Annotated in this window: 22 protein-coding genes, 3 tRNA genes and 1 pseudogene; 16 read left to right on the top strand and 10 right to left on the bottom strand. The window is 70.7% G+C overall.

What is annotated here, in order from left to right:
- Position 1: 1 nt before the first annotated feature.
- Positions 2-496, bottom strand: a complete 495-nt coding sequence (locus A9O67_RS11360; protein WP_082955549.1) for a lipoprotein insertase outer membrane protein LolB — start codon at positions 494-496, stop codon at positions 2-4.
- Entirely contained in the window at positions 493-1926 is a 1434-nt protein-coding gene (locus A9O67_RS11355) for a tetratricopeptide repeat protein (RefSeq protein WP_068610369.1), read from the bottom strand. Before A9O67_RS11355 ends, A9O67_RS11360 begins: the two co-directional genes overlap by 4 nt.
- Before the next feature lie 75 nt (positions 1927-2001).
- Here A9O67_RS11355 and mutM point away from each other — a divergent pair, with 75 nt between their 5' ends.
- The 3 genes from mutM to mutY all read left to right on the top strand — a co-directional run bounded on the left by mutM (position 2002) and on the right by mutY (position 6010).
- On the top strand, positions 2002-2814 hold the full coding sequence (gene mutM / locus A9O67_RS11350) for a bifunctional DNA-formamidopyrimidine glycosylase/DNA-(apurinic or apyrimidinic site) lyase (RefSeq protein ID WP_068610367.1): 813 nt from the start codon (positions 2002-2004) through the stop codon (positions 2812-2814).
- Positions 2815-2909: 95 nt separating this feature from the next.
- Entirely contained in the window at positions 2910-4886 is a 1977-nt protein-coding gene (locus A9O67_RS11345) for a dynamin family protein (protein ID WP_068610365.1), read from the top strand.
- The gene (gene mutY, locus A9O67_RS13245; RefSeq protein ID WP_082955548.1) at positions 4883-6010 is read left to right on the top strand and encodes an A/G-specific adenine glycosylase; all 1128 of its coding nucleotides are present in this window, start codon (positions 4883-4885) and stop codon (positions 6008-6010) included. The genes A9O67_RS11345 and mutY overlap by 4 nt, the downstream gene beginning before the upstream one ends.
- Here the strand turns inward: mutY and rapZ are convergent.
- The 3 genes and pseudogenes from rapZ to A9O67_RS11330 all read right to left on the bottom strand — a co-directional run.
- Positions 5995-6858, bottom strand: a pseudogene (rapZ, locus tag A9O67_RS11340) (RNase adapter RapZ); the annotation flags it as partial. The gene mutY and the pseudogene rapZ sit on opposite strands and share 16 nt — an antisense overlap.
- Positions 6855-8501: a DNA repair protein RecN gene (recN, locus tag A9O67_RS11335; RefSeq protein ID WP_068610362.1), complete on the bottom strand. Its 1647-nt coding sequence runs from the start codon at positions 8499-8501 to the stop codon at positions 6855-6857. The gene recN and the pseudogene rapZ, both read right to left, overlap by 4 nt.
- Positions 8498-9430, bottom strand: coding sequence for an NAD kinase (locus A9O67_RS11330; RefSeq protein ID WP_082955547.1), 933 nt, complete (start codon positions 9428-9430; stop codon positions 8498-8500). The genes recN and A9O67_RS11330 overlap by 4 nt, the downstream gene beginning before the upstream one ends.
- 36 nt (positions 9431-9466) lie before the next feature.
- Between A9O67_RS11330 and hrcA the strand changes: the two genes are divergently transcribed.
- Positions 9467-10489, top strand: coding sequence for a heat-inducible transcriptional repressor HrcA (gene hrcA / locus A9O67_RS11325; RefSeq protein ID WP_068610661.1), 1023 nt, complete (start codon positions 9467-9469; stop codon positions 10487-10489).
- A gap of 28 nt (positions 10490-10517) precedes the next feature.
- Positions 10518-10594, top strand: a tRNA-Ile gene (locus tag A9O67_RS11320).
- A gap of 260 nt (positions 10595-10854) precedes the next feature.
- On the opposite strand, the gene A9O67_RS11315 is transcribed toward A9O67_RS11320, so the two are convergent.
- On the bottom strand, positions 10855-11181 hold the full coding sequence (locus A9O67_RS11315; protein ID WP_068610360.1) for an addiction module antidote protein: 327 nt from the start codon (positions 11179-11181) through the stop codon (positions 10855-10857).
- Positions 11178-11504: a type II toxin-antitoxin system RelE/ParE family toxin gene (locus A9O67_RS11310; protein ID WP_068610358.1), complete on the bottom strand. Its 327-nt coding sequence runs from the start codon at positions 11502-11504 to the stop codon at positions 11178-11180. The genes A9O67_RS11315 and A9O67_RS11310 overlap by 4 nt, the downstream gene beginning before the upstream one ends.
- Positions 11505-11707: 203 nt before the next feature.
- Here A9O67_RS11310 and A9O67_RS11305 point away from each other — a divergent pair, with 203 nt between their 5' ends.
- From A9O67_RS11305 to A9O67_RS11260, 10 genes are all read left to right on the top strand, one after another.
- Positions 11708-11926, top strand: a complete 219-nt coding sequence (locus A9O67_RS11305) for an AbrB/MazE/SpoVT family DNA-binding domain-containing protein (RefSeq protein WP_068610658.1) — start codon at positions 11708-11710, stop codon at positions 11924-11926.
- Positions 11926-12339 (top strand): putative toxin-antitoxin system toxin component, PIN family, encoded by a 414-nt coding sequence (locus tag A9O67_RS11300; RefSeq protein ID WP_068610357.1) that lies wholly within the window; start codon positions 11926-11928, stop codon positions 12337-12339. The genes A9O67_RS11305 and A9O67_RS11300 overlap by 1 nt, the downstream gene beginning before the upstream one ends.
- A gap of 79 nt (positions 12340-12418) precedes the next feature.
- Positions 12419-12495, top strand: a tRNA-Arg gene (locus tag A9O67_RS11295).
- A gap of 58 nt (positions 12496-12553) precedes the next feature.
- Positions 12554-13333 (top strand): zinc ABC transporter ATP-binding protein AztA, encoded by a 780-nt coding sequence (gene aztA / locus A9O67_RS11290; protein WP_068610355.1) that lies wholly within the window; start codon positions 12554-12556, stop codon positions 13331-13333.
- On the top strand, positions 13317-14207 hold the full coding sequence (locus A9O67_RS11285) for a metal ABC transporter permease (protein WP_068610353.1): 891 nt from the start codon (positions 13317-13319) through the stop codon (positions 14205-14207). The genes aztA and A9O67_RS11285 overlap by 17 nt, the downstream gene beginning before the upstream one ends.
- A gap of 61 nt (positions 14208-14268) precedes the next feature.
- The gene (gene guaD, locus A9O67_RS11280; RefSeq protein WP_068610352.1) at positions 14269-15636 is read left to right on the top strand and encodes a guanine deaminase; all 1368 of its coding nucleotides are present in this window, start codon (positions 14269-14271) and stop codon (positions 15634-15636) included.
- A gap of 18 nt (positions 15637-15654) precedes the next feature.
- The gene (locus A9O67_RS11275) at positions 15655-17085 is read left to right on the top strand and encodes an efflux transporter outer membrane subunit (RefSeq protein ID WP_068610350.1); all 1431 of its coding nucleotides are present in this window, start codon (positions 15655-15657) and stop codon (positions 17083-17085) included.
- A gap of 10 nt (positions 17086-17095) precedes the next feature.
- Positions 17096-18397, top strand: a complete 1302-nt coding sequence (locus A9O67_RS11270) for an efflux RND transporter periplasmic adaptor subunit (protein WP_068610348.1) — start codon at positions 17096-17098, stop codon at positions 18395-18397.
- The gene (locus A9O67_RS11265) at positions 18394-19140 is read left to right on the top strand and encodes an ABC transporter ATP-binding protein (protein ID WP_068610347.1); all 747 of its coding nucleotides are present in this window, start codon (positions 18394-18396) and stop codon (positions 19138-19140) included. The genes A9O67_RS11270 and A9O67_RS11265 overlap by 4 nt, the downstream gene beginning before the upstream one ends.
- 1 nt (position 19141) lies before the next feature.
- Positions 19142-20350, top strand: coding sequence for an ABC transporter permease (locus A9O67_RS11260; protein WP_068610345.1), 1209 nt, complete (start codon positions 19142-19144; stop codon positions 20348-20350).
- A gap of 21 nt (positions 20351-20371) precedes the next feature.
- Here A9O67_RS11260 and A9O67_RS11255 read toward each other — a convergent pair whose 3' ends face one another.
- Positions 20372-21784 (bottom strand): RCC1 domain-containing protein, encoded by a 1413-nt coding sequence (locus tag A9O67_RS11255; RefSeq protein ID WP_197484481.1) that lies wholly within the window; start codon positions 21782-21784, stop codon positions 20372-20374.
- A gap of 118 nt (positions 21785-21902) precedes the next feature.
- Positions 21903-21990, bottom strand: a tRNA-Ser gene (locus tag A9O67_RS11250).
- 157 nt (positions 21991-22147) lie between these two features.
- Between A9O67_RS11250 and A9O67_RS11245 the strand changes: the two genes are divergently transcribed.
- Positions 22148-22879 (top strand): N-acyl amino acid synthase FeeM domain-containing protein, encoded by a 732-nt coding sequence (locus A9O67_RS11245; protein ID WP_156682310.1) that lies wholly within the window; start codon positions 22148-22150, stop codon positions 22877-22879.
- Here the strand turns inward: A9O67_RS11245 and A9O67_RS11240 are convergent.
- Positions 22855-25857 carry an EAL domain-containing protein gene (locus A9O67_RS11240; RefSeq protein WP_068610341.1) on the bottom strand — a complete coding sequence of 1001 codons (3003 nt, stop codon included), beginning with the start codon at positions 25855-25857 and terminating at the stop codon, positions 22855-22857. The genes A9O67_RS11245 and A9O67_RS11240 overlap by 25 nt on opposite strands.

Raw genomic sequence — 25857 nt, 5'->3', positions numbered from 1 at the left:
ATCAGGGTTGCCAGAGCAGACGCAGATCGGCAGCGGGCGGTGGGGCGGCGCGGCGCGCGCGCAGGCGGCCTTGCGGCTGCTCCGTCAGGTCCACCTCCCAGCCGGGGACGTCTTGGGCCGTGCCGCCAAGCCAGGCAAACAGGGCCGCGACGGGCAGCGGCGCGCCGGTCAAGTCGGCGGTCAGGGTCTCCAGGCTGTCGTAACGGCGAGGGGGGGCAGCGCCGCGGTCCAGCCAGGCGCCTGCGCCGTCCCAGCGGATCGTGGCCACGGTTTGCCCCAGGGGGGTGTACAGGCGCAGCACACCTTGCGCGGGCGTGCCGTCCAGCTCGAAGCTGGCGCTCCAGCGCTGAGCGGGCTCCGTCGCCAGGGTGAGGGCGAGCCGCCCGCTCCATGCCGCGGGCGCCGGCGCGGGCGGCGTAGCGCATCCGGCGAGCAGCACCCCGGCGACGAGCGCGAGCGCCACCGCCCGCCGCCGGGCCCCGCTGCGCGGCCTCACGGCTCGACGCCGAGGCGCCGCAGCGTCTCGGTGAGCGTTCGGTTGCGGCGGTCGAGTTCGAGCCCCTGGCGCCAGACCGCGCGGGCCAGCTCGGACTCGCCCAGCACCCAAAGCACTTCGCCCAGGTGGGCGGCGATTTCGGCATCGGGGCGGCGTTGCAGCGCGTCGGCGAGCAGTCGGCGCGCTTCGCTCAGGTTGCCCAGGCGAAACTCCACCCAGCCTAGGCTGTCGATGATGTAGGCATCGTCCGGGGCGCGGCGCAGGGCTTCCTGAATCAGCGCCTTGGCTTCGGACAGGCGCTCGCCCCGGTCGGCCAGGGCATAGCCCAGGGCGTTGTAGGCGTGGGGATCGTCCGGCTGGCGCTGGATGAGCTCGCGCAGCAGGCGCTCCATCTCGGCCAGCCGCCCCAGCCGCTCGGCGGCCATGGCCTGCTCATACATCAGATCGGTGTCGGTCGGGGCCGTCTGCAGCGCTTGGCCCAGGAGGTCGTAGGCCTCCTGGGCATGGTCGTGGTCGCGCAGCAGGCGGGCTTCGGCGACGCGCAGGCGGCGCTGGCCCTCGGCATCCAGGGATGGCGCCGGCTGCAGCAGGGCGCGGCCTTCGGGCAGCCGGCCGCGTTCTGCCAATGCCCGGGCGTAGGCGATGCGCACGGCGGGGTCGGCATCGGCGGCGTCCCGCGTGGCGAGCAGGTGGCGCTGCAGGAGGGATTCGGCATCCGCAGGCCAGGCGTCCAGCAGCTCCAGTGCCAGCAGCGCCGCGGGCGCGGAGCGAGGGTCGGCGCGCACCGCCTGGCGCGCGGATTGCAGGGCGTCGGCGTCCTGTCCGGCCTGCCGCTGCACGCGCCCGAGCGCCGCCCAGGCTGCGGCGGCGGTCTCCGGCGCGCGCAGGGAGGGCTCGAGCGCCACGCGGGCGGTGGCCACGGCTTCGGCTTTGTCCGTGGCGCGGGCCAGCGCCGTGGGCACCAGCGCAATCAGGCCGGGGCGGCGCGCGGCGGGGGCGGCTCGGATCCAATCGCGCAGCACCGGGCCCATGTCGCGCACCCGCTGCAGGCCGATCAGCAGTTGCAGTTCGGTGCGGCGCGCTTCGTCGTCGCTGGGCAGCGCGGCCGACCAGTCCCGCGCGGCGGTCAGCGCGGCCTGCGGGGCGCGGCCTTGCAGGGCGATTTCGATGGCGCGCTGGAACAGCTCCGGCTGGCGCGTGCGCTTGGCCGCATCGAGGATGAGGGAATACGCCGCGCCCGGGTCGGTGCGGCGCTGCAGCTCGCCCAGCAGAAGCTGATAGAACAGCTCGGCGTCGAGCGCCGAGGGTTGCGGGGTCTGGGCCGCGGGCGGGTTCGGCTGGGTGGGGGCCGTCTGCCCCAGCGCTGCCGGGGCGTGCCACAGGCAGCCGAGCAGCCAGGGGGTGACGAGCAGGGGGCACAGGCGCGGCATGGAGGTTCCGTTACGGGGAATGCCCGATTGATCATAATCCAGCGCGTCCGTTCATGCCCTGGCGCGTCGATTCCCATGCCCGAGTTGCCCGAAGTCGAAGTCACCCGGCTGCGTATCGCCGACCGGCTGGTCGGCGCGCGCATCGAAGCCGTGCGGTTGGGGCAGCCGTTGCGCTGGCCGCTGGGGGTGGCGCCGCAGGCGCTGGTGGGGCGCCAGGTGCGGGCGGTGCGGCGGCGGGGCAAATATCTGCTGCTCGATCTGGACGAGGGCTTGCTGCTGCTGCACCTGGGCATGTCGGGCAGCCTGACGATGGGCGAGGCGCTGCCGCCACCGGGGCGCCACGACCATGTGGATCTGCACACCGATCGCGGCACACTGCGGCTGCACGATCCGCGCCGCTTTGGCGCCGTGGTCCACGCGCGCGGCGAGGACGATGCGGTGGCGCAGCGACTGCTGGGCGGCCTGGGGGTGGAGCCGTTGGAGGCCGCCTTCGACCCGATCCGCTTTCATGCCGCGCTGCGCGGCCGGCGCGCCCCGATCAAAACCGTGCTGCTGGCGGGCGACGTCGTGGTCGGGGTCGGCAACATTTATGCGAGCGAGGCGCTCTTTCTGGCGGGCATTCGGCCCACGACGCCGGCCATGCGCCTGAGCCGGCCGCGCGTGGCGCGGTTGCATGCCGCCATACGCCAGGTGTTGCAGCGCGCGCTGGCCGTCGGGGGCAGCACCCTGCGGGACTTTCGCGTCGATGGGCAGGGCGGCTACTTTCAGCTCGAGATGTGGGTGTACGACCGCGCCGGCCAGCCGTGCCGGGTTTGCGGCACGCCGATCCGCCTGATTCGCCAGGGCCAGCGCTCCACCTATTACTGCCCGCGCTGCCAGGCTCGCTGAGCGGCCGCCGCTGAGCGGCGGGCCTGCGCCGGGGGCGCTCGGCGCGGCTGGCGGGGTGTATAGTGGCCCGACCGACGGATCCGCCGCCACCGCTCATGTCGTTTGCCCACGATTTCGACGCCCACAGCGCCTGGCGCCGCGAGCAGGCGCAGCGCTTGCGCACCCTGGCCGATGCGCTGGCGGCGCGCGATCTGCTCGACGCCGGGCTGCACGAGCGGCTGGAGCGCCTGCAGCGCCAGTTGCAGACGGACAAGGTGATGGTGGCCTTCGTCGCGGAGTTTTCGCGCGGCAAGTCGGAGCTCATCAACGCCGTGTTTTTTGCCGGCTACGGGCGCCGCATCATGCCCGCGAGCGCGGGGCGCACGACGATGTGCCCCACCGAGCTGGGCTACGACCCCGAACTGCCGCCTTGCCTGCGCCTGCTGCCCATTGAGACCCGGCTGCAGCCGCAGTCGCTGCTGGAGTGGCGCAGCGCCCCCGAGCGCTGGGAGCGCATCGACCTGGATGTGCAGGACCCGGAGCAGCTCGCGCGCGCCATCGAGAAGGTGGCCGAGGTGCAGCGCGTGCCGGTCGAGCAGGCCCGGGCGCTGGGCTTCTGGCACGACGACAGCCCCGAGGACAACCCGCTGCCCGGGGCCGATGGGTTGGTCGAGGTGCCGCGCTGGCGCCATGCGCTCATCAACATGGCGCATCCGCTGCTCAAGCAGGGGCTGGTGGTGCTGGACACGCCCGGGCTCAACGCCATCGGCGCGGAGCCCGAGCTGACGGTGGGCCTGTTGCCGCTGGCGCAGGCGGTGGTGTTCGTGCTGGCGGCCGATGCGGGGGTGAGCAAGTCGGATCTGGCGATGTGGCGCGAGCATCTGGCGCCTGCGGCCGAGGGCGTGGACGCCCGGCTGGTGGTGCTCAACAAGATCGACGTGTTGTGGGACGGTCTGAGCACGCCGGCCGAGATCGACGGCCAGATCGAGCGCCAGCGCGCCACGACGGCACAGGTGCTGGGCGTGGAGCCGGCGCAGGTGATCGCGGTATCGGCGCAAAAAGGCCTGGTGGCCAAGGTGCGCGGGGACGCAGCGCTGCTGGCCGACAGCCGCCTGCCCGACCTGGAGCGGGCGCTGACCGATGCCGTGCTGCAACGCCGGCGCGACGACCTGGGCGGCCGGGTGGACGCGGCCTTGGCCGCCGTGGTGGCGGAGATCGAGCAACGCTGGCGGCTGCGCGAGCGCGAGTGGCAAGACCAGATCGACGAGCTGGACGGGCTGCGTGGCAAGAATACGGCGGTGATCGCCCAGATGCGCCGCCGCATCGAGCAAGAGCAGCGCGACTTCGACGCCGGTGGGATGCGTATTCAGGCCCTGCGCAGCGTGCACCTGAAGCTGCTGCGCGACCTGTTTGGTTTGCTGGGCAGCCAGTCGCTGCAAGCCGGGGTGGCGTCGCTGGCCGCGGCGTTGCGCCAGCCGGGGGTCAAGCTCGGCATCCGGCGCACCTACACGGACGCTTTTGCCCGCTTGCACGCCACACTGGACGAGGCGCGGCGCAAGGCGGACGAGGTGCAGGCCATGCTGCAGGCGTCGTTCCGCAGCCTAAACGCCGAGTATGGCTTTGCCCTGCAACTGCCCGGTGGGCTGGATCTGTCGCCCTTTGCGGCCGAGTTGCGCGACATCGAACGCAGCCACCTGCAGTACCTGGGGCTGACGAATGTGCTGCGGCTGGCCCAGGCGGAGTATGCGGACCGGCTGGCCAAGGCCGTCGTGGGGCGGCTGAAGGCGGTGTTCGATGCCGCGAGTGCCGAGGTGGAATCGTGGAACAAGGCGGCTGCGGCGCAGCTCGACGCGCAGTTGCGCGAGCGCCGGCGCCACTTTGCCCGCCGGCTGGAGGCCGTGCACCGCATCGAAGCGGCGGCGGGCGGGCTGGACGAGCGTCTGGCCGAGCTGCAGGCCCAGCGCGAGGGCGCTGCGCGGGACGTGGAGGCGTTGCGGCGGCTGCTGAACCGCCCCGACCGTCCGAACCGCCCCGATAGCCCCCTTGTGTCGGCCCTCGAGCCCGCTGCCCCCGGACACCCCGATCAGCCATGAACACGGGGGTGGCCGACATCCCCGCGGCGGTGCGGGCCCAGTTTTTTGCGCGGGTGGTCGCATGGCAACGGGCGTATGGCCGGCATGATCTGCCCTGGCAGGGCACGCGCGACCCGTACCGGGTCTGGCTGTCCGAGATCATGCTGCAGCAGACGCAAGTGCGCACCGTGCTCGGTTACTACGCGCGGTTTTTGCAGCGTTTTCCCACCGTGCAGGCGTTGGCCGATGCCTCGTTGGACGAGGTGCTGGCCCTGTGGAGCGGGCTGGGCTACTACAGCCGGGCGCGCCATCTGCATGCCTGCGCGCGGGTGGTGGTCGCGCAGTATGGTGGGCGCTTCCCCGCCGGCGCCGAGGCCTTGGCGACCTTGCCCGGCATAGGTACTTCGACCGCCGCGGCGATTGCGGCGTTTTGCTTTGGTGAGCGCCGCTCCATCCTGGATGGCAATGTGCGGCGGGTGTTGTCCCGGGTGCTGGCCGATGCCGGCGACCCGGCCCGCGCGGCCGCCCAACGGGGCCTGTGGGCCGCGGCCCAGGCGCTGGTGCCGCCGGAGGCCGCGCCGGACGACATGGCCGCCTACACCCAGGGGCTGATGGACCTGGGCGCGACCGTCTGCACCCGCAGCCGGCCGCGGTGTGACGCCTGCCCCGTGGCCGCGCTGTGCGCGGGCCGGGCCAGCGGCGACCCCACCGCCTGGCCGCGCCGCGCGCCGCGGGCGGCCCGGCGCACCGAGGCCTGGTGCCTGCCGCTGTACCAGCGGGCGGACGGGGCCTGGTGGCTGCAGCGCCGCCCTCCACGCGGCATCTGGGCAGGGCTGTGGGCGCCGCCCGTGCTGGCCGCGGCGGAGGGGCTTGCCAGCTGGCTGCAGGACCATCCCGGCGTGCGGGCGGACTGGCCCGCGGCGTTTACGCACGCCCTGACGCACCGGGATCTGCGGCTGCAGCCGGTGGTGTGCCGCCTGCCGTGCGGGTCAGACGCCAGTACCGCGCCCTCGGCCCCGGGGGTGGAGCCCGATCAGGGCGCCTGGTGCCTGCCGTCCGAGGCGTTGGCGCTCGGGCTGCCGGCGCCGGTGCGCGTCTGGCTCCAAAACTTGGCGTCGGACAGCCGAATATCCAGCTCCCGGTGACGGCGCTGCACCGACCAGGTCGCGGCGAAGTGGGCGGCCAGCCGCTCCACCAGATAGACCGAGCGGTGCTGGCCACCGGTGCAGCCGATGGCGACCGTGACATAGCTGCGGTGGTCGCGCACCATCCCGGGCAGCCAGTGTTCCAGAAAGGCGGTGATCTGCGCCTGCATGGCGGCGACGTCGGGCTCGGCGTCCAGATAGGCGGCCACCGGGGCGTCCAGCCCCGTCAGCGGGCGCAGTGCCGGTTCGTAATGCGGGTTGGGCAGCATGCGCACATCGAACACATAGTCCGCGTCCATGGGGATGCCACGCTTGAACGCGAACGACTCGAACACCAGGGACAAGGGGGCAGGCGCGCGCAGCAGCAGGGCCTTGACCTCGGTGCGCAACTGGGCGGCCTTGAGCTGGCTCGTGTCGATCACCAGCGCCCCCTCGCGCAGCGCGGCGAGCAGCTCTCGCTCCAGCGCCAGGGCATCGACCAGGGCGCGGCGCTGGTCGGTGCTGCCGCGCACGGACAGCGGGTGCATGCGCCGGGTTTCGGAGTAGCGGCGCACCAGCACGTCGTCCGTCGCGTCGAGGAACAGCACGGTCAATGCGACATCGCTCTGCCGCAGGGCCGTCAGCCGCTGCGGCAGGCCGGGCAGCGACGCCGCGCTGCGCACGTCGATCGCCACCGCCACCCGGTCGACCTGGTGTTCCCGCTCGACATCGATGAACGCCTCCAGCAACTCGGGCGGCAGGTTGTCCACGCAGTAAAAGCCGGAGTCCTCCAGGGCATGCAAGGCGACCGACTTGCCCGAACCGGACATGCCGGTGATCAACACCACGTGCGGGGCGGCGGTCGTCATGCCTGCAACAGCTCCCGGGCGTGGGCCCGCGACGTGTCGGAACCGTGGCCGCCGAGCATGCGCGCCAGCTCCTCGACGCGCGCCTCGCCCTCCAGGGGCGTGACCTGACTGACGGTGGCATCGCCCTGCCGTGCCTTGCTGACTTGCAGGTGGTGGTGTGCGCACGCGGCCACCTGGGGCAGGTGGGTCACGGCGAGCACCTGCCGGTCGGCGCCCAGCCGGCGCATGAGCCGCCCCACCGTGTGGGCGACCGTGCCACCGATCCCGCTGTCCACCTCGTCGAAGATCAGCGTCGGGGCTTCGCCCAATTGGCTGGTCACGACGGCGATGGCCAGCGCGATGCGCGACAGCTCGCCGCCGGAGGCCACCTTACCCACCGGGCGCGGCGTCACCCCGGGATGGCCTGCGACCAGAAAGTCGACACGCTCCAGCCCCGAGGCTTGCGGCTCGGGCAGCGGCTCCAGGCGGACTTCGAACCGGCCTCCGGCCATGCCCAGGCCTTGCATGGCCTCGGTGATGGCGGCGCTCAGCCGTTCGGCCGCGGGCTGGCGCTGGCGCGAGACGGCCTGCGCCTCGGCCAGAAAGGACTGCCGCGCGCGCTCCGCCCGGGCGCGCAGGGCGTCCAGATCGGCGGCCTCGTCCAGCGCGCGCAGGCGCGCCTGCCAGTCCTGCCAGCGTTGCGGCAATTCCTGCGGCGGGCAGCGGTGGCGGCGCGCCAGTGCCATCCAGCGCGAAAGGCGCTCGTCCAGGGCCGCCAGCGCGGCCGGGTCCAGCTCGGTGCGGTGGGCGTGGTGTTGCAGGTCGTGGCAGGCGTCGTCGATCTGTGCCAGGGCCTGCTGCAGCACATCGGCGATGGCGCCATAGCGCGGCTCGATGTGCTGCTGGTCCCGCAGCGCGTGGATGGCCTGCCCGATCAGCCGCGAGGCGTTGACGTCATCGCCGTCCAGCGCGTCGAGGGCGGCCTGCGCGGCGTCGATCAGGGTTTGCGCGTGCGCCAGCCGCGTGTGCTGGCGGTTGAGTTCGTCCCATTCGTCCGCGCCGGGGGCCAGGCGGCCGACCTCGTCCACCTGCCATTGCAGGCGCTCGCGTTCCACCTCGCGGGTGGCCTGGGTGGTCTCGGCCGACTCCAGCGCGGCGACGGCCGCGCGCCACGCCGCCCATGCGGCGCGCAGCGCCGATGTGTCCAGCCGGGCGTAGCGGTCGAGCAGATCGCGCACGGCGTCGGGGCGGGTCAGGCTTTGCCAGGCATGCTGGCCGTGGATGTCCACCAGGTGCTCGCCCAAGGCCCGCAACTGCGCCGCGGTGGCCGGGCTGCCGTTGATCCAGCCCCGGCTGCGGCCCTGCGCATCGACCGTGCGGCGCAGCAGCACGGGCTCGCCCGGCACGGCGTCGAACCCCTGTTCCGCCAACCAGTCTGCGGCGGCGGGCGGGGCGTCGAATTCGCCGGCCACCTCGGCGCGGCTGGCCCCCTCGCGCACCACCTGGGCCTCGGCCCGGCCCCCCAGCAGCAGTTGCAGGGCGTCGATCAGGATGGACTTGCCCGCCCCGGTCTCGCCGGTGAGGGCGGTGAAGCCGGGCCCCAGCTCCACCTCCAGGGCGCGGACGATGACGAAATCGCGAACCGCCAGCCGCAGCCAGCTCATGCCACCACCCCTTCGTTCCAGTGCAGCTTGCGCCGCAGGGTGTCGAAATAGCTCCAGCCCACCGGGTGCAGCAGCCGCAGCGTGTGGGCCGAGCGGCGCACCGCGATCCGGTCGCCCGGCAGCAGGCTGGTGAAGGTCTGCATGTCGAAGTGGGCGCTCGGCTCGCGTCCGGCCACGACCTCGATGGCGATCTCGCCGTCGCTGGGCAGCACGATGGGGCGGTTGGATAGCGTGTGGGGGGCGATCGGCACCATGACCCATCCGGCGATGGCCGGGTGGATGAGCGGCCCGCCCGCCGACAGGGCATAGGCGGTGGAGCCCGTGGGCGAGGCGATGATCAGCCCGTCGGCGCGCTGGTTGGCGACGAAGTGGCCATCCACCTCCACGCGCAGCTCCACCATGCTGGGGGCGCCGCCCCGGTTGACCACCACGTCATTCATGGCGATGGTCTGAAACACGCAATCGCCATCGCGCCAGACGCCGGCCCGCATCAGGGCGCGGTGCTCTTCCTCGTAGGCGCCGCGCAGCATCGGGCGCAAAATGTCGGCAAAGCGGTCGAACGGGATGTCGGTGATGAAGCCCAGGCGCCCCTGGTTGATGCCGATGAGCGGCACGCCGCACGGCCCGAGCTGGCGACCGATGCCCAGCATCGTGCCGTCGCCGCCGACCACCAGGGCCAGGTCGCAGTGGGCGCCGATGCCGGCGACGTCCAGCGTCCCGTCGCCCAGCGGCCCCATGTGGTGCGCCGTCTCGCGTTCCAGCGTCACTTCGCAGCCCTGCTCGTGCAGAAAGTGCACGACCCGCTCGAGCGCGTCGCGGCTGCCGCTCGCGTGGTATTTGCCCACCAGCGCCACCCGCCGAAACCGCAGCGGAAGGTCGCGCTCGGCATGCGGCGCGGGCGACGGGGGCAGCACGGGGGGCCGATTCATGCTCAAATTACAACATGGCTTTCTGACGGTGGGATGATGTTAGACGAACGTTCCAGATTGCTGCTCAAGGCGTTGGTCGAGCGCTACATAGCCGACGGCCAGCCGGTGGGCTCGCGCACGCTGTCCAAGGCGGCCGGGCTGGATCTGTCGCCGGCCACCATCCGCAACGTGATGAGCGACCTGGAGGACCTGGGTCTGGTGGCCAGTCCGCACACCTCGGCCGGGCGCATCCCCACGCCGCGCGGGTATCGCTACTTCGTGGACGCGATGCTGACCGTACGGCGCGGCGAGCTGTCCGCCATCGACGCCCTGCCGACACCGGCGCTGGCGGCCGATCAGCCCCGGCAGGTGCTCAGCCAGGCCGCGCAATTGTTGTCGCAGCTCTCGCACTTCGTGGGGGTGGTGCAGGTGCCGCGCCGGCCGGTGGTGTTTCGGCACATCGAGTTCCTGCGGCTGTCGGAGCGGCGGGTCCTGGTCATTCTGGTGTCGCCAGACGGGGATGTGCAAAACCGCATCCTGCATCCGCACAACGAGTTCACGCAGGACCAGTTGCAGTCAGCGGCCAACTTTCTGAATGCCCACTACGCGGGACTGACCTTGGACGCGGTGCGCGAGCGCTTGCGCCACGAGGTGGATGCCCTGCGCGGCGAGATCGCGGGCCTGATGGTCAAGGCCGTCGAAGCCGGCAGCGAGGCGGCCGAGGCCGACGAAGTGGTCATCGCCGGCGAGCGCAACCTGCTGGCGGTAGACGACTTTGCCCGCGACATGGGCAACCTGCGCAAGCTGTTCGATCTGTTCGAGCAAAAAACCCAGGTGATGCGCCTGCTCGACATCTCCAGTCAGGCCGACGGCGTGCGGATTTTCATCGGCGGCGACAGCCAGGTGGTGCCGTACGAGGAGCTGTCCGTGGTCAGCGCGCCGTACGAGGTGGACGGCCAGGTGGTGGGCACGCTAGGCGTCATCGGCCCGCAGCGCATGCCCTACGACCGCATGATCCAGATCGTCGACATCACGGCGAAGCTGGTGGGCAATGCCCTGAGCCAGACCCGGCCGGAGTGAAGGGGGCCGCTACAATCCCGCGCTGGCTGGGGCGTTAGCTCAGTCGGTTAGAGCAGGGGACTCATAATCCCTTGGTCGCAGGTTCGAGTCCTGCACGCCCTACCAAATAAATCAAAAACTTACATCATTCCAGCTCTGCCCCAAGTTTGCTCAATCCGATCCATGTAGCCACCATGTAGCCAGTTTTGGCTGCCTGAGTACTCGTGGGTGACGATTGGCGGACAAGGGGGTCTGTTCCACGTGTCGCCAAGGGGCAATTTACGGTGTCGCCTGACAGGCCAGTTCGTCAAAGGCGCGCTGCACGTCCGGATCGCGCAGCAGGCGCGCCTCCAAGGCGTTAGCCTGCCCACCCATGCACGCTGCCATCATGCGGCTGCCGTGCTTTTTTCGCTGCGGTCGACCCCCAGTCGCAGCCCCAGGGCCTTCAGAACGGCCAGCAGGGTTTTGAGCGTGGGGTTGCCGCGCGCGCTCAGCGCTCGGTAGAGACTTTCCCGGGAAAGCCCTGTCTCTTGGGCAATGGCGCTCATGCCCTTGGCTTCCGCGTAGCAGCGCAGCGTGGTCAGCAGCGCTTCGCGTCCGCCAGGCTGTTGCGCCTCGGCCAGGGCCGCCGACAGCAGCTCTGCGGCAAAGGCGGGATCGTCGCGCATCAGCGCGATAAGGGTTTCGTCGTGAGGGCGATCGGGGCGGCTCATGTCCGGTTCCTCGCTTGCCAGTCTTGCCAGTAACCCAGGGCTGTGTCGATGTCGGCTTGCTGGGTGCGCTTGTCTCCGCCGACCAGCAGCAGGATCAGACGCTTGCCCGCGCGGGCGTAATAGACGCGATAGCCCGGCCCGTGGTCGATTCTCAGCTCCCAAACCCCACTATTCAGAGGCTTGCAGTCGCCGAAGTTGCCGCCTTGCATCCGCAAGACACGGGCCACAATCCGGGCGCGGGCTTGCCGGTCAGCCAAGCGTTCCAGCCAAGCCTGGTAAGGGCTGCGGCCTTCGGGCGTCAGGTAATCGACAAGCTCCCACACGACTCAAGTGTAGCCTATAAGTCACAGTCAGGTAAGCGTCACTGCGGCGCTCATGATGCGGCCTCGATCTGCACGCGCAGGAAGTGTGCGCGCACGTCGGCGGGCAGCGCGAGCAGCTTCGCTTCGGCGTCGGGCAGCAGTTCCATCGTCCAAGTCATGAAGGTAAGGAAGTAAGATTGCAGTGGATCCTGCGGAGGCTTCTCATGCTTGCCAAGCTCACTTCAAAAAATCAGATCACCTTGCCCAAGGCAGCCGTGGCCGGCGTGGATGCGGCGGAGTACTTCGACGTGACCGTCGAGCGGGGCCGGATCGTCCTGACGCCCGTGCGAGTCCAGCAGGCCCAGGCCGTGCGCGAGAAGCTGGAGCAACTCGGGATCACTGAGCAGGACGTCGAGGATGCCGTGGCCTGGGCACGGCAGTGATGCGCCGGGTTGTCCTCGACACCAACATCGTCCTGTCGGCGCTGATCTTCAGCGCCGGGCGCCTGGCACGGATGCGCCACGCCTGGCAGCGGCGACAGTTGCAGCCGCTGGTTTGCCGGGAGACGGCGAAAGAACTCCTGCGCGTCCTGGCCTATCCCAAGTTCAAGCTGTCGGCCCCGGAGCGGCAGGAGCTGCTGGCGGACTTTCTGCCCTACGCCGAAGGGGTGGAACTGCCGGTGCCGTGGCCAGATCTGCCAGCCTGCTGCGACGAGAACGACCTGGTATTCCTGGTGCTCGCGCACGTCGGCAAGGCGGACGCGTTGATCACGGGCGATGCGGACCTGCTCGCCATGCAAGACCACTTTCCCGGCTTGATCGTGACTGCCGACACATTCGCGGCGCGGCGGGCGTGATGCCGAGAAGTCGCCGAACGAAAATTCGCGGCGGCAGCCGAAAGGGCCAAAAATTTGTGTATACTTTCGGCTTCAGCAAGCGGCTGTAGCTCAGTTGGATAGAGTACTTGGCTACGAACCAAGGGGTCGTGGGTTCGAATCCTGCCAGCCGCGCCATACACCAAAGGCCAGTCCCAGCGACTGGCCTTTTTTCTGGCTGAGCCTTGGACATCGCATGCCCGATCCGGCCGACATCGAACTGCTGGACCTGACCGCCGGCTACGAGCGCCATCCGGCCGTGCACCATGTCAGCCTGCGCTGGCCGCGTGGCGAGCTGGCCGCGGTCGTCGGTCCCAACGGGGCCGGCAAATCCACCCTGCTCAAGTGCGTGGCCGGGCGGCTGCGTCCCATGCACGGCGAGGTGCGGGGGCTGTGCCCGGGCGGGGTGGCCTATCTGCCGCAGATCAGCGAGGTGGATCGGTCTTTCCCCGTCACTGTGGCGGAATTGGTCGCGATGGGCCTGTGGCACGAGCTGGGCCTGTTGAGGCGGCCCTCGCGTGCGCAGCGCGAGCGGGTACAGACGGCCATCGCGGCGGTGGGCTTGCAGGGCTTCGAGTCGCGCACGCTCGACACCCTGTCGGGGGGGCAGTTTCAGCGGGCGCTGTTTGCCCGCCTGATGCTGCAGGATGCCCCGGTCGTGCTGCTGGACGAGCCGTTTACCGGCGTCGATGCCCGCACGCTCGAGGACTTGGTGTGCGTGTTGCGGCGCTGGCACGAGGAGGGGCGCACCGTGGTGGCCGTGCTGCACGATCTGGAGCTGGTGCGGGCGGTCTTCCCGACGGCGACGCTGCTGGCGCGCGAGCTGGTCGCCCACGGTCCGACCGCGCAGGTGCTGACCGACGCCCATCTGTTGCGCGCCCGCCGGCTGCAGGAGGCCTTCGACGAGCGGGCGGAGCTGTGCGACATCGACGAGACGGCCACCGCCGGGGAGGCGCCGCATGGGCACCGGCATTGACGCGCTGCTGACGTGGCTGGGCACGGTCTCGGGGCTGGAGTTCGACTTCATGCGCCGTGCCGCGCTGGGCTGCCTGCTGCTGGCGCTCGGGTCGGCCCCGGTGGGCGTGTTTCTGATGTTGCGCCGTATGAGCCTGATGGGGGACTCGATGTCGCACGCCATCCTGCCCGGCGCGGCCATTGGGTATTGGCTGGCCGGCTTGTCGCTGCCCGCCATGACGCTGGGCGGGGTGCTGGGCGGCCTCGTCGTGGCGGCGGCCGCCGGTGTGGTCGCCCGGCACACGGTGATGCGCGAGGACGCCGCCCTGGCGGGGTTTTACCTCGTCTCCCTCGCGCTGGGGGTGCTGATTCTTTCGGTGCGCGGCAGCCAGGTGGATTTGCTGCATGTGCTGTTTGGCTCGGTGCTGGCGCTGGACGGGTCGGTGCTGACGCTGCTCGGCGCCGTGGCGCTCCTCACCGTCATGGGCTTGGCGCTGCTGTGGCGGCCCTTGGTGATGGAGTGCGTGGATCCGGCATTTCTGCGTGGGATCAGCCCGTGGGGGGCCGTGGCGCACCACGGGTTTTTGGCGCTGGTGGTGATCAATCTGGTGGCGGCGTTCCACGCTCTGGGCACGCTGATGGCGGTGGGCATGATGGTGCTGCCGGCGGCCAGCGCGCGGTTCTGGTTTCGGCGCCTGCAGCCGATGCTGGTGGCGGCCGTGGCGACCGCGGCGGTGGGGTCCCTTTTGGGATTGTGGTGGTCGTATGTGACGGACTGGCCCACCAGCCCGGCCATCGTGTTGCTGCTGGGGGGGTGGTATGCGGTGTCGATGCTGGTCGGCCGCTACGGCTGGTGGCGCCAGCGGCGGGTGCCGCACAGGCATCTCAAGGGGTAAACCTGAGGTCAAGCGCCGCGTGTCACCGCCGCGTCGCGCGAAGCCGCTAAGCTAGCACCCCATGCAAGCGTGGCGCGCCTCCCTGCTCTGGTTCGATCCGCACGCGGACGAGCCCCATCCCCGGTACGAAGCCGACGGCCTGCTGGTCACGGCCGCTGGCGCCGACGGCGTACGCCGGGTCGTTGCCGTGGGCGCCTTCGACACGCTGCGGGCGGCGTATCCGGACGTTCCGCTCACCGAGCGCCGCGGCCGGCTGATCGCGCCCGGCTTCATCGATCTGCACATCCACTACCCGCAGACCGATGTGATCGGCTCGCCCGCCGAGGGGTTGTTGCCCTGGCTGGCGCAGTACACCTTTCCGCACGAGTCGCGCTTTGCCGACCCGGCCCATGCCCGCGCCGTGGCCCGTTTTTTTTGCGATGAGTTGCTGCGCCAAGGGGTCACGACGGCGCTGACCTTCGCCACCTCTCACCCCGGTTCGGTCGACGCGCTGATGGCCGAGGCCGAAGCGCGCGGGCTGCGCTGCATCGCCGGCAAAGTGCTGCAGGACCGGCACAGCCCAGACGGTGTGCGCGACCGCACCGAGCAGTCCTTGCGCGACACCGAAGCCTTGATCATCCGCTGGCACGGCCGCGCCCGGCTGGGTTATGCCATCACCCCGCGCTTTGCGCCGAGCTGCAGCGATGCCCAGATGCGCGGCGCCGGTGAACTTGCGGCCCGCTACCCGGACGTCTGGATCCAGTCCCATGTGGCCGAGAACGTGGACGAGGTGCGCTGGGTGCGCGAGCTGTATCCCCACGACCGCAGCTACCTGGCCGTCTATGAGCGCTTTGGCCTGCTGCGCGAGCGCGCGGTGTACGCCCATGGCATTTATTTGGACGCGGACGACCAGCGGGCGCTGGCCCAAAGCGGTGCGGCCATCGCGGTGTCGCCGACGAGCAATCTGTTTTTGGGCAGCGGTTTTTTCGACTACGCCACTGCGCGCGCGGGCGGGGTGCGCCTGGGCTTGGCCAGCGATGTGGGCGGGGGCATGAGCTTCAGCCCCTTCGCCACCATGCGGGCGGCCTACACGGTCGGCCGGGCGGCGGTGCGGGGCGATGGTCGGCCCAAAACGGGGGTGAGCCTGAGCCCGTTCGATCTGTGGTGGCAGCACACGGCGGGCGCGGCGCGGGCGCTGGGGCTGGGGGGCGTGGTGGGGTCGCTCGCGCCCGGCAGTGAGGCGGATTTCGTCGTCCTCGACCCCGCGGCGACCCCGCTGCTGGCGCGCCGCACGGCGCAGGCCGAGTCACTGGCCGAATGGCTGTTCGCGCTCATCATGCTGGCCGACGACCGCGCGGTGACCGAGGTGGTCGTGGCCCAGGGGCCCGGTACACAGATCTTTACCGGCGGTGCATCCGCCGTTCATGCCGGGCCCCCACCATTGCGCTGAATCATGGATCGAAACTGGATGTCTGTCCCGGTGACGGCCCGGGCTGCGGTCGGGGCGCTGGTTCTGGCGCTGGCCGGTTGCGGCAGCGTGTCGCCACCCCGCCCGGCCGCGGAACTGCCGCTGACCCCGCAGCGCTGGAGCGCGGCTGACCGCACGACCGAGGTGGACGGGGCCGTGCCCCTGCAGCGGTGGTGGACCGCGTTTGGCGACCCCGGGCTGACCGAACTGGTGGAAGCCGCGCTGGCGGCCAACCCCGACCTGGCCGGTGCGGCGGCGGCCGTCGCGCAGGCGCGCGCGCTGCGTGACGTGGCGCGTGCGGCGACCGGGCCGGCGGTCGATGCCAGCGCGGCCGTCCAACGCGGCCGGGTTGGCTCCGCCCCTGCCGGGACCACCGTGCGGGCCGGGCTGGACGCCGGCTGGGAGGTGGACTGGTTTGGCCGGCGCGCGGCGGCCCTGCGGGCGGGTGATGCCGACGTGGCTGCCAGCGAGGCCAATCTGGGGCTGGTGCGCCTGACCCTGGCGGCGGAGGTGGCCGCCACCTATTTCGAGGGCTGGGGCGCGCGCGAGCGGCTGCGGGTGGCTCAGCAGAGCCTGGCCGCACAGCTCGACAGCCTGGAGCTGACCCAGTGGCGCGTGCAGGCGGGGCTGGCCTCGGCGCTGGACCTGGAGACGGCGCGCGCGGCGGTCGAGCAGACCCGCGCCAGCCTGCCGGTGCTGGAGGTTTCGGTTCGCCAGTCGATGCATGCGCTGGCGGTGCTCACCGGGCGTGCGCCGGGGGCCGAGCTGCCCGATCCACCCGCAGCCGCCCCGGCGCCCCCGACCGCCTGGACGCTGCCGCTGCCGGCCGACGTGCTGCGCCAGCGCCCGGACGTGGCGGCGGCACAGGCCCGGTTGCAGGCCGCTTTTGCGCGCGCCGACCAGGCCGAGGCGGCGCGCTGGCCCACCCTGCGCCTGGGCGGCAGTTTGAGCTTGGCCGCCCCCCGGGTGTCGGACCTGTTCGATGTGACCGCGCTGACGCGCGCGCTGGCGCTCAATCTGGCCGCCACCGTGTTCGACGGCGGCGCCGCACAGGCCCAGGCGCGTGCCCAGGCAGCCGCGGCGGAGCAGGCCCGCGCGGCCCTGGCCGCCACCTTGCTGGAGGCCTTGCGCGACGTCGAAAATGCCTTGGTCGCGCTGGCGGGGGACCGGGAGCGGCTGCTGCGCCTGCAGGACGCCGTCGCGGCCGCCCGGCAGGCCGAACAACTGGCCACTCAGCGCTACGCCGCCGGCTTGATCGACTACCGTGCCTTGCTCGACGCCCAGCGGACCTTGCTGGCGTTGCAGGGCGATTTGGCCGCGGCCCGCGCCGCCTGGGCCGTGGATCATGTCCGCTTGGTGAAGGCGCTTGGGGGCGGCTGGTCCCCGACCGATGCCGGCCCCGGTCCGCTTGCTGCCACCGTTCAACCCTGACGTTTCTGCGATGAACCCATTCCGACGCAAGTCTGCCTCGCCCGCCGCCGTCGATGCGCTGCTGGGCGATGATCGTCCCCCCCGCTGGTGGCGGCGCCCGCTTTGGTGGGTGTTGTTGGTGCTCGTGGTGGCGGCCGCCTTTGGCTGGCAGGCTTGGCAGGCGCGCAGCGCGCGTCAGGCCCAGCCCGTGTACGTGACCGAGCCGATCAAACGGGGCGATCTGACCCTGACCGTCTCGGCCAACGGCACGCTGCAGCCGGTGCGGTCGGTCAACATCGGCAGCGAGCTGTCCGGCACTGTGCGCGAGGTGCTGGTCGACGTCAACGACCGCGTGACCCGCGGGCAGGTGCTGGTCGTGCTCGACACGGCCAAGCTGCAGGACCAGGTCAACAGCGCCCGGGCGGCGGTGGCCGCGGCACTGGCCCAGGTGGCGCAGGCCGATGCGTCGGCGCGCGAGGCGCAGATCCAGTTGGGGCGGCTGGAGGAAGTCGCGCGCCTGTCGGGCGGCAAGGTGCCGTCGGCGGCCGAGCTGGACGCGGCCCGCGCGGCGCTGGAGCGGGCGCAGGCCGGGCAGGCGACGGCCCGCGCGGCGGTGGAGCAGGCGCGCGCCACGCTGTCCACCAACGAGACCAACTTGGCCAAGGCCTCCATTCGCTCGCCCATCGACGGGGTGGTGTTGTCGCGCAACGTCGATCCGGGCAATGCGGTGGCCGCGTCGCTGCAGGCGGTGACGCTGTTGACCATCGCGCGCGATCTGCGGCAACTCAAGCTCGATGTCGCCGTGGACGAGGCCGACGTGGGCGTGGTGCACGAGGGCCAGGCCGCCAGCTTCACGGTCAGCGCCTACCCGCGCCGGCGTTATCCGGCGACGGTCGGGCGCGTGGCGTTTGGCGCGACCAAGACCGACAACGTCATCACCTACACGGCCACGCTGGACGTGGACAACCAGGATCTGTCGCTGCGGCCCGGGATGACGGCCACCGCCAACATCCGCGCGGTGGAGCGCAAAGGCGTGCTGCTGGTGCCCAACACCGCGCTGCGCTTCACCCCCAGCGATTCTGCGCCGCAGGCGTCTGGCGGCGGGTTGGCGGGGCTGCTGATGCCCAAGCCCCCCAGCACCGGCCGCAAGACCGCCCGCGTGGACATGCGCGCTGGCCCGCGCCAGATCTGGGTGTTGCGCGATGGCCAGCCCCAGGCCATCCCGGTCACCGTCGGCATCAGCGACGGCCGCCAGTCCGAGGTGAGCGGCGAAGGTCTGAGCGAGGGGCTGCCGGTGATCGTCGAGCAGCGCAGCAACGGTCGCGCGCCATGAATGCCGCCGTCCCGCTCATCCGGCTGCGCGGCGTGACCAAAACCTACGGTCAGGGCGCGACCGCCTTCCAGGCCCTGCGCGGCGTGGATCTGGAGGTGTGCGCCGGTGACTTCGTCGCCATCATGGGGCCGAGCGGATCGGGCAAATCCACGGCGATGAATGTGCTGGGTCTGCTGGACACCCCCAGCAGTGGGGAGTACCGGTTTCTGGACGTGCCGGTGCAGACCCTGGCCCGGGACGAGCGGGCCCGGCTGCGGCGGCGCTACTTTGGCTTCGTGTTCCAAGGTTTTCATTTGTTGCCGCGCACCACCGCGCAGGAGAATGTGGAACTGCCCCTGGTCTACCGGGGTGAGCGCGCGGCCGAGCGCCACCGCGCGGCCCGCGCGGCGCTGGCAGACGTCGGCTTGACGGGCTGGGAGCACCATACCCCCGCCGAGTTGTCGGGCGGGCAGCAGCAGCGCGTGGCGATCGCGCGCGCCATCGTCACCCAGCCGCGGGTGCTGCTGGCCGACGAGCCCACGGGCAACCTGGACTCGCGCCGCAGCCACGAGATCATGGCCCTGATCCGCCAGCTCAACGAGCAGCGCGGCATCACCGTGCTGATGGTCACGCACGAGGCCGAGATCGCCGCCTACGCCCGCCGGGTGCTGCATTTTCGCGATGGTGTGATCGAGCGCGAGGAGGCGCCTCCGCCGGCGCTGGCCCCGGCGGAGGGCACCGTGACCGAGCGGGAAGGGGGCTGACATGTGGCTCAACACGCTGGTGCTGGCGCTGCGCTCCATCCGCCGCAACCTGATGCGCTCGTTTTTGACCGTGCTGGGGGTGGTGATCGGCGTGGCGGCGGTGGTGACCATGGTGACGGTGGGCAATGGGGCCACGCTGGCCATCCAGCAGCAGATCGCCAGCCTGGGCACCAACCTGTTGCAGGTGCGGCCCGGGCAGCGCCTGGGGCCGGGGGGCTTTGGCTTTGGGGCGCCCTCGTTCAAGCTGACCGACGCCCAGGTGATCGCTGCGCAGACGCCCGGGGTGCTGGCGGTGGCTGCCGAGGCGCGCAGCAGCGGCACCGTGGTGGCCAATGGCCGCAACTGGACGAGCAGCCTGATTGGCGGCTCGCCCGACTGGATGTTGACCAACAACTGGACCCTGGCCGATGGCCGGCCGTTCAGCGACGACGAGTACCGAATCGGGGCGGCCGTCTGCATCATCGGCGAGACGGTGCGCCGCGAGCTCTACGGCCCCAATCCGGCCGTGGGGGATACGTTGCGCGTGCGCCAAATCCCCTGCGAGGTGGTGGGCGTGCTCGCGCCGAAGGGGCAGGGCGCATTCGGGCAGGATCAGGACGATGTCGTGCTCATGCCCATCAACACCCTGCACCGGCGTGTGGTCGGGCACACGCGGGTTTTTACGCTGCACGTCTCCATGCTGGACGGTGCCGATGCCCAGGCCGTCAAGGCCGGCATCCGCGAGATCCTACGCGAGCGGCGCGGCATCCCCGAAGGCGAAGAGGACAACTTCAACATCCTGGACACCCAGCAATTGGCCGAGACCATGTCCGGCACCACGCGCGTGATGACGATGCTGCTGGGGGCCGTCGCGGCGGTCAGCCTGCTCGTGGGTGGCATCGGCATCATGAACATCATGCTGGTCAGCGTGACCGAGCGCACGCGCGAGATCGGTCTGCGGCTGGCCATCGGGGCGCTGGAGCGCGAGGTGATGGGGCAGTTTTTGATCGAGGCGGTCGTGCTGGCCGCCCTGGGCGGGGTGGCGGGGTTGGCGCTTGCCCTGGGGGCCAGCGTGGTCATCAGCCGGGCGATGTCCGTGCCCTTCGTGTTCGACCCGGCGATCAACCTGGTGGCGTTTGCCTTCTCCGCGGCGATCGGGGTGGTGTTTGGCTACGTGCCCGCGCGGCGGGCGGCGCGCCTCGACCCCATCGAGGCGCTGCGCCACGAGTGAGCGCCCCCCGTGGGTGGACGGTCAGGCCACGCGCTCGGGGGCCCGTCGGGTGATCAGATCGCCCAGGCCCAGCTGCCCCTTGTGGTTGCGCCCCCACGACCACAGCGTACCGTCGGTGCGGATGCTGTACGACGCCTCGGCCCCGGCGCGAATGCGCAGCCAGTCGGTGGCGTCGCCAATGCGTGTCGGGGTCGCGCGCTGCGACGCCGTGGTGCCGTCACCCAGTTGGCCGAGCACGTTGTCCCCCCAGGCCCACAGCGAGCCATCTTTCTTGACCGCCAGCGAATGCCGGTTGCCCGCCGCGATGGCCACCCAATCCATGGAGTCGTCCACCGGCGCGGCAAAAATCCGGCTGCCACCTGGCGTGCCCAATTGCCCGGAGCCGTTGTCACCCCAGGAAAACAGCGTGCCATCGGACCGGAGGGCCAGGGTGTGGCGCTCCCCGGCGGCCATGGCCAGCCAGGTGGTGGTGTCCATGGGCGTGGGCGTGCGGACGTTGGCGCCTTTGTTGTCCAGCCCCAGTTGCCCGAATTCGTTGGATCCCCACACGAAGATCCGCCCAGAGGTTTTGCGGGCGACGGTGTGGTAGGCCCCCGCCACCGCCAGTATCCAGTCCTTGTCGGTGCCGATTTTGGTGGGGACCAGCAGATCGGCGTCCTTGCCGTCCCCGAGCTGCCCCTCGAAGTTGCGGCCCCAGGCCCACAGCGTGCCGTCCTTCTGGATGCCGAGTGAGTGGCGGGCGCCGGCGGCCACCGCCACCCAGTTGGTGGCGGTACCTATCTTGACCGGCGTGGCGCGGTCGGTTTGCGTGCCATCGCCCAACTGCCCGTTGAGGTTGGAGCCCCAGGCCCACAACGTGCCGTCGCTGCGGATGGCCAGCGTGTGGGCCTCGCCAGCGGCGACCTGGGTCCAGTTCTTGGCGGTCCCGATCAGCACGGGGGTCAGGCGGTCGACCAGAGAGCCATCCCCCAACTGCCCAAAGCGGTTTTCTCCCCATGCCCACAGCGTGCCGTCGGCTTTGAGCGCGACCGCGTGGGCGCCACCGGCAGCGATCTGTTGGTAGCCGGCCTTCACCGACAGGCGCGTCTTGCCGCTGACGGTGCCCACGGTCGCGGTGATGTCGGTGTCACCGACCGCCACGCCGGTGGCCACCCCGGTGCTCGCCACGATGGTGGCCACGGTCGTGCTGCTGCTGGTCCAGGTCACGCCCTTGTCCAGCGGGGCGGACGAGCCGTCGGAATATCGACCCGTGGCGCTGAAGGTTTGGGTCGTGCCCACGGCGATGGTCGGCGCCGCAGGGGTGACCGTGATGTCGATCAGCGTGGGCGTGGTGGTCGTCGGGGTGTCGCTGCCGCCACCGCAGGCGGTCAGCCCCGCCGCCACGGGGGCGCCCAGGGCAGCGGTCAGATGCAGCAGGCAATCGCGTCGGTTCACGGGTGGGTTCTCCAGAAACGTCGGTCCGCGGGATGTTCTCTGCCGGGACTGTAGCGCGTCTGCACCGGGGTGAAGGCGCAAATTGCGGGACATTCCGCCCCGGTTCTGGAGAGGCTCCTGGCGGAAGCGGTGAGATTCGAACTCACGAACGGTTGCCCGTTGCCGGTTTTCAAGACCGGTGCAATCGACCACTCTGCCACGCTTCCGGCGCGGTCGGGATTGTAAGCGGGGCGTGCCGCCGACGGCCGTGTCGGAAAACCGCTGACACGCAAAACGGCGCGTTGCCGACTACAGGGGCGTTGGGCGGTGCCTACAGTGAAAAGCGTCTCGACACGTGGGGCGCTCGCCCCGGAGGATCGCACGATGCTCACGCCCACCCTTGCGTCTGGCCCCCGCGCCCGCGCCGCCGTCGACGGCTGGTATGCCGTGCCATCGTCCCTGTCATGGGAGGTGCCCGGCGCGGCGTCCGCGGCGCGTCAGGTCGAACGGCTGCCGTTTACCGTCCGCGTGGCGCACGCCGCGCAGGACTTGCAAAAGGCCGTCGATGTGCGGCACGCGGCCTACGCGCGCCACTTGCCCGCCGCAATCACGCAGGGGCTGCGCAGCCCCGAGCCCATGGACCATGCCCCGGGTGTGGCGGTGCTGCTCGCCGAGTCCAAGGTGGACGGCTCGGCGCTGGGGACCCTGCGCATCCAGACCAATCGCTACCAGCCGCTGGCGCTGGAGCAGTCGTTCGACTTGCCCGACTGGATGGCCGGCGCCCCCTGTGCCGAGGTCACCCGCTTGGCGGTCGCCCAGGCCGTGCACAGCCGGGTGGTCAAGACGGTGATGCTCAAGGCCGCCTACTTCTGGTGCCTGCGCGAAGGGGTGCGCTTCGTGCTTGTGGCGGCGCGCACGCCGCTGGACAGACAATATGCTCGCCTGATGTTCCGAGATATTTATCCTGGCCAGGGTTTCGTTCCTTTGGCGTACGCGTTCAACCTGCCCCATCGCGTCATGTACTGCCAGATCGCGACGGCGCGCGACGACGGCGCCGAGCATCCGCTGTACGACTTCTGGTTCAACACCGATCACCCGGACATCGACCTCGATTGACCGGGCTGGCGCGTCGTGTCCGGTTCGGGGTGCCCCAGCACCCAATCGACGTTGGCCAGGTCGTCGTCCGGCGGCAGGCTGTTGAGGTAGTCGCCCAGGCGGGCGTCGGCGATGAAGTCCGCCCCCGACTGGGCCGCCAGAATCTGCTGCGCCGCCACGGGGCGCGACAGCGCGTAGCCCTGCACGAAGTCCACCCCGATTTCGGCCAGGGTTTCGACCGTCTCGAAGTCCTCGGCCCATTCGGCGATGGTCTTCATGCCCAGGTTTTGCGCCAGACTCACGATCGCCTCGACGATCGCGACGTTGGCGGGGTGGCGGTTCATGTTGACGATGAAGCTGCCGTCGATTTTGAGGATGTCGGCCGGCAGATCCTTCAGGTACGAGAACGAGGTGTAGCCCGCGCCAAAGTCGTCCAGCGCCACCTTGGCGCCGTGGCTGCGCACGCGGTCGATGAAGCGGCGCGTGTTGGCGATGTCGTTGAGCGCGACGCTCTCGGTCACCTCGAAGCACAGCCGGTGCGCGACGCCGCGGTGGCGCTCCAGCGTGTCGTACATGTCCTCGATGAAGCGCTCGTCGTTGAGCGACGCGCCACTGAGGTTGAGGCAGACGAACTGGTTCTGCGGCAGCCGGGCCTCGTGCTCCGTCAGCCAGCGCAGCGTGGATTCCACGACCCAGCGGTCGATGACGCTCATGCGGCCGGCGTTCTCGCCGGCGCGGATCAGCCGCTCGGTGGGCACGCGGCTGCCGTGTTCGTCGTGCATGCGCAGCAGCACCTCGAAGTTGAGCGACTGGTGCGGGTGGCGCAGCGAGACGATGGGTTGCATCTCGAGGAACAGGCCCTCGATGTTCTGTCCGGCCGCCAGGCGCTCGACCAGTTGCATTTCGGCCTCGTGGTCGCGAAAGGCGCGCGAGCCGTGCTCGTACACCACCAGCCCGCTGGCGTGGGCGCGTTTGGCCTCGCGGCAGGCGCGGTCGGCCGTGGCCACCACGTCCTTGGGGGAGGCGCCGGGTGAGACCTCGATCAGGCCGATCGATCCGCGCACCTGAAAGGCGCGGTCACCGACGGTGAACGGCTCGTGCATCAGGCGCAGGAGAACGTCGCGGCAGACGGTTTCGGCGCGGTGCAAGGGGGTGTCCAGCATCACCAGCAAAAACTCGTCGCCGCCGATGCGGCCCAGGTACATATGGGGCGACAGCGGCTCCTGCACGCGCTCGCACACCTGTTGCAGCACGGCGTCGCCCGCTACGTGGCCGTACAGGTCGTTGATCAGTTTGAAGCGATCGAGGTCCAGATAGGCGACGGCCAGGGGCTTGCCGCGCCGCAGCCGCTGCAGGCCCCGGCTGAGGCAGGCTTCCACCCCCCGCCGGTTCATCACCTTGGTCAGCGGGTCGTGATCGGCCAGGAACTGCAGATGCTCGTGCGCCCGCACTTTGTCGGTGATGTCTTGCAGCGTGCCTTCGATCTTGTCGCCGGCGCGCGCGGCACGGACCAGAAAGCGGCGCGTCATGCCGTCTTCGCGCGCCAGACTGGTTTCGAACTCCACGCAGGGCTCCGCGCCATCGCCGTGCTGGAGCTGCGCCCAGTCGTGGGCGGGGAACAGATTGTCCCAGCGGGTGCGGCCCACGTCCAGGCCCGGGCCGACAAGGGCGTGTGCCGCCGGGTTGGCGCTGATGAACTGGCCCTGCGTGTCCAGGGTGAACAGTCCGATGGGCAAAAAGTCGAAGGTGTGCTGCAACTCGGCCTGCAGGGCCAGCCGTTGCAGATGCTCCTGCCGAAACTGCTCGGCGATCGCCAGGGACGCCAGCAGGCTGGACGCCAACGCCGCCGTCATGCTGTTGACGGCGCCGATCAGGCCCTTGAGGCCGAGCGCCGCGGCGATCACCTCGTACAGGCTCGCGCCCAGCGCGATGGCCATGGAGGCCGCATACCACATGGCCACCGGCGATCGAGTCCGCACGAGGATGACGGCCAGCGCGTAGCCCAGCACACACACCCCGAGCGCGGTTGCCACCCAAATGAACGGCAAAAACAGGGCGAATGGCAGAACGAGTCCGCCGACCAGCACGGGCAGGCACGCCCACAATACTCCGCGCACCCACGCCAGCGTGCCGGTCCGCTCGAGATCGGTGCCGAACAAGAAGCGGAACAACACGACCGTCACGGTGGAATACAGGGCGACGGTCATCTGTCGCAGCGGCGTCAGCCAATCCGCCGGTACCAGATACCCGAGCCACTGGTAGTCCCATCCGCCCGACAGGGCTGCCATGCGCTGGTTGATGACCAGCCATGCGGCAAAGATCAGGTAGTTGCGTTCCCGGTTGATGATGCCGGCGACGAGCGTGAACAGCGCCAGCAGCAGCAGCCCCCCGTCGAGCCAGCCTGCATCCCGGTGGAACTGTCGCTCCAGGACGGCCAGATCCGCCGTGCTGCGGCCGATCGCGCTGAAGCGGGCGGGGCCGGTGAAGCGGGCCTCGCACAGCACATGGGCCGGCAGTTGCGGCATGGTCAGGACGAAGCCGGTGCGCGAGGGGCGCAGGGCCCCGTCGCCGCCCGGGCCCGCGCTGCGGTCGATCTGGCCCAGCGGTTGCAGCCCATCGCCGTCCCAGCACCGCATGGCAGTCGCGTGGCGGGACGGAAAGTCGATCACACGCCCCGGCGCGCGGTCCGGTGGCGCCAGCCGCAGGCTCACCCACAACGGGTGTTCGGACAGGTGGGTGTCCCACTCGGTGCGTGGGGTGTGGCGGGCCAGGCCGTCCAGAACCTCGGCGGGGGATCGGGGCGTGTCCACCGCCATGGCCGTAAACGCCAGCGGGCGACCGTCGCCCACGGGGTATTCGTCGGGCCAGGACCACAATGCCCACACCGACAGCAGCGCGGCCAGCACGGGGACCAGGTAGGCGGCCAGAAACTGCAGGCCGTGCTCGATCCGCGCGGTGGCGCCGGACGGGGCAGCGGGCGACGACGGGCCAGAGGTCAT

Origin of the sequence: Tepidimonas fonticaldi, from assembly GCF_001675355.1 — a bacterium.
Classification (GTDB): Bacteria; Pseudomonadota; Gammaproteobacteria; order Burkholderiales; family Burkholderiaceae_C; genus Tepidimonas; species Tepidimonas fonticaldi.
This window is presented reverse-complemented; position numbering and strand designations above follow the sequence as displayed.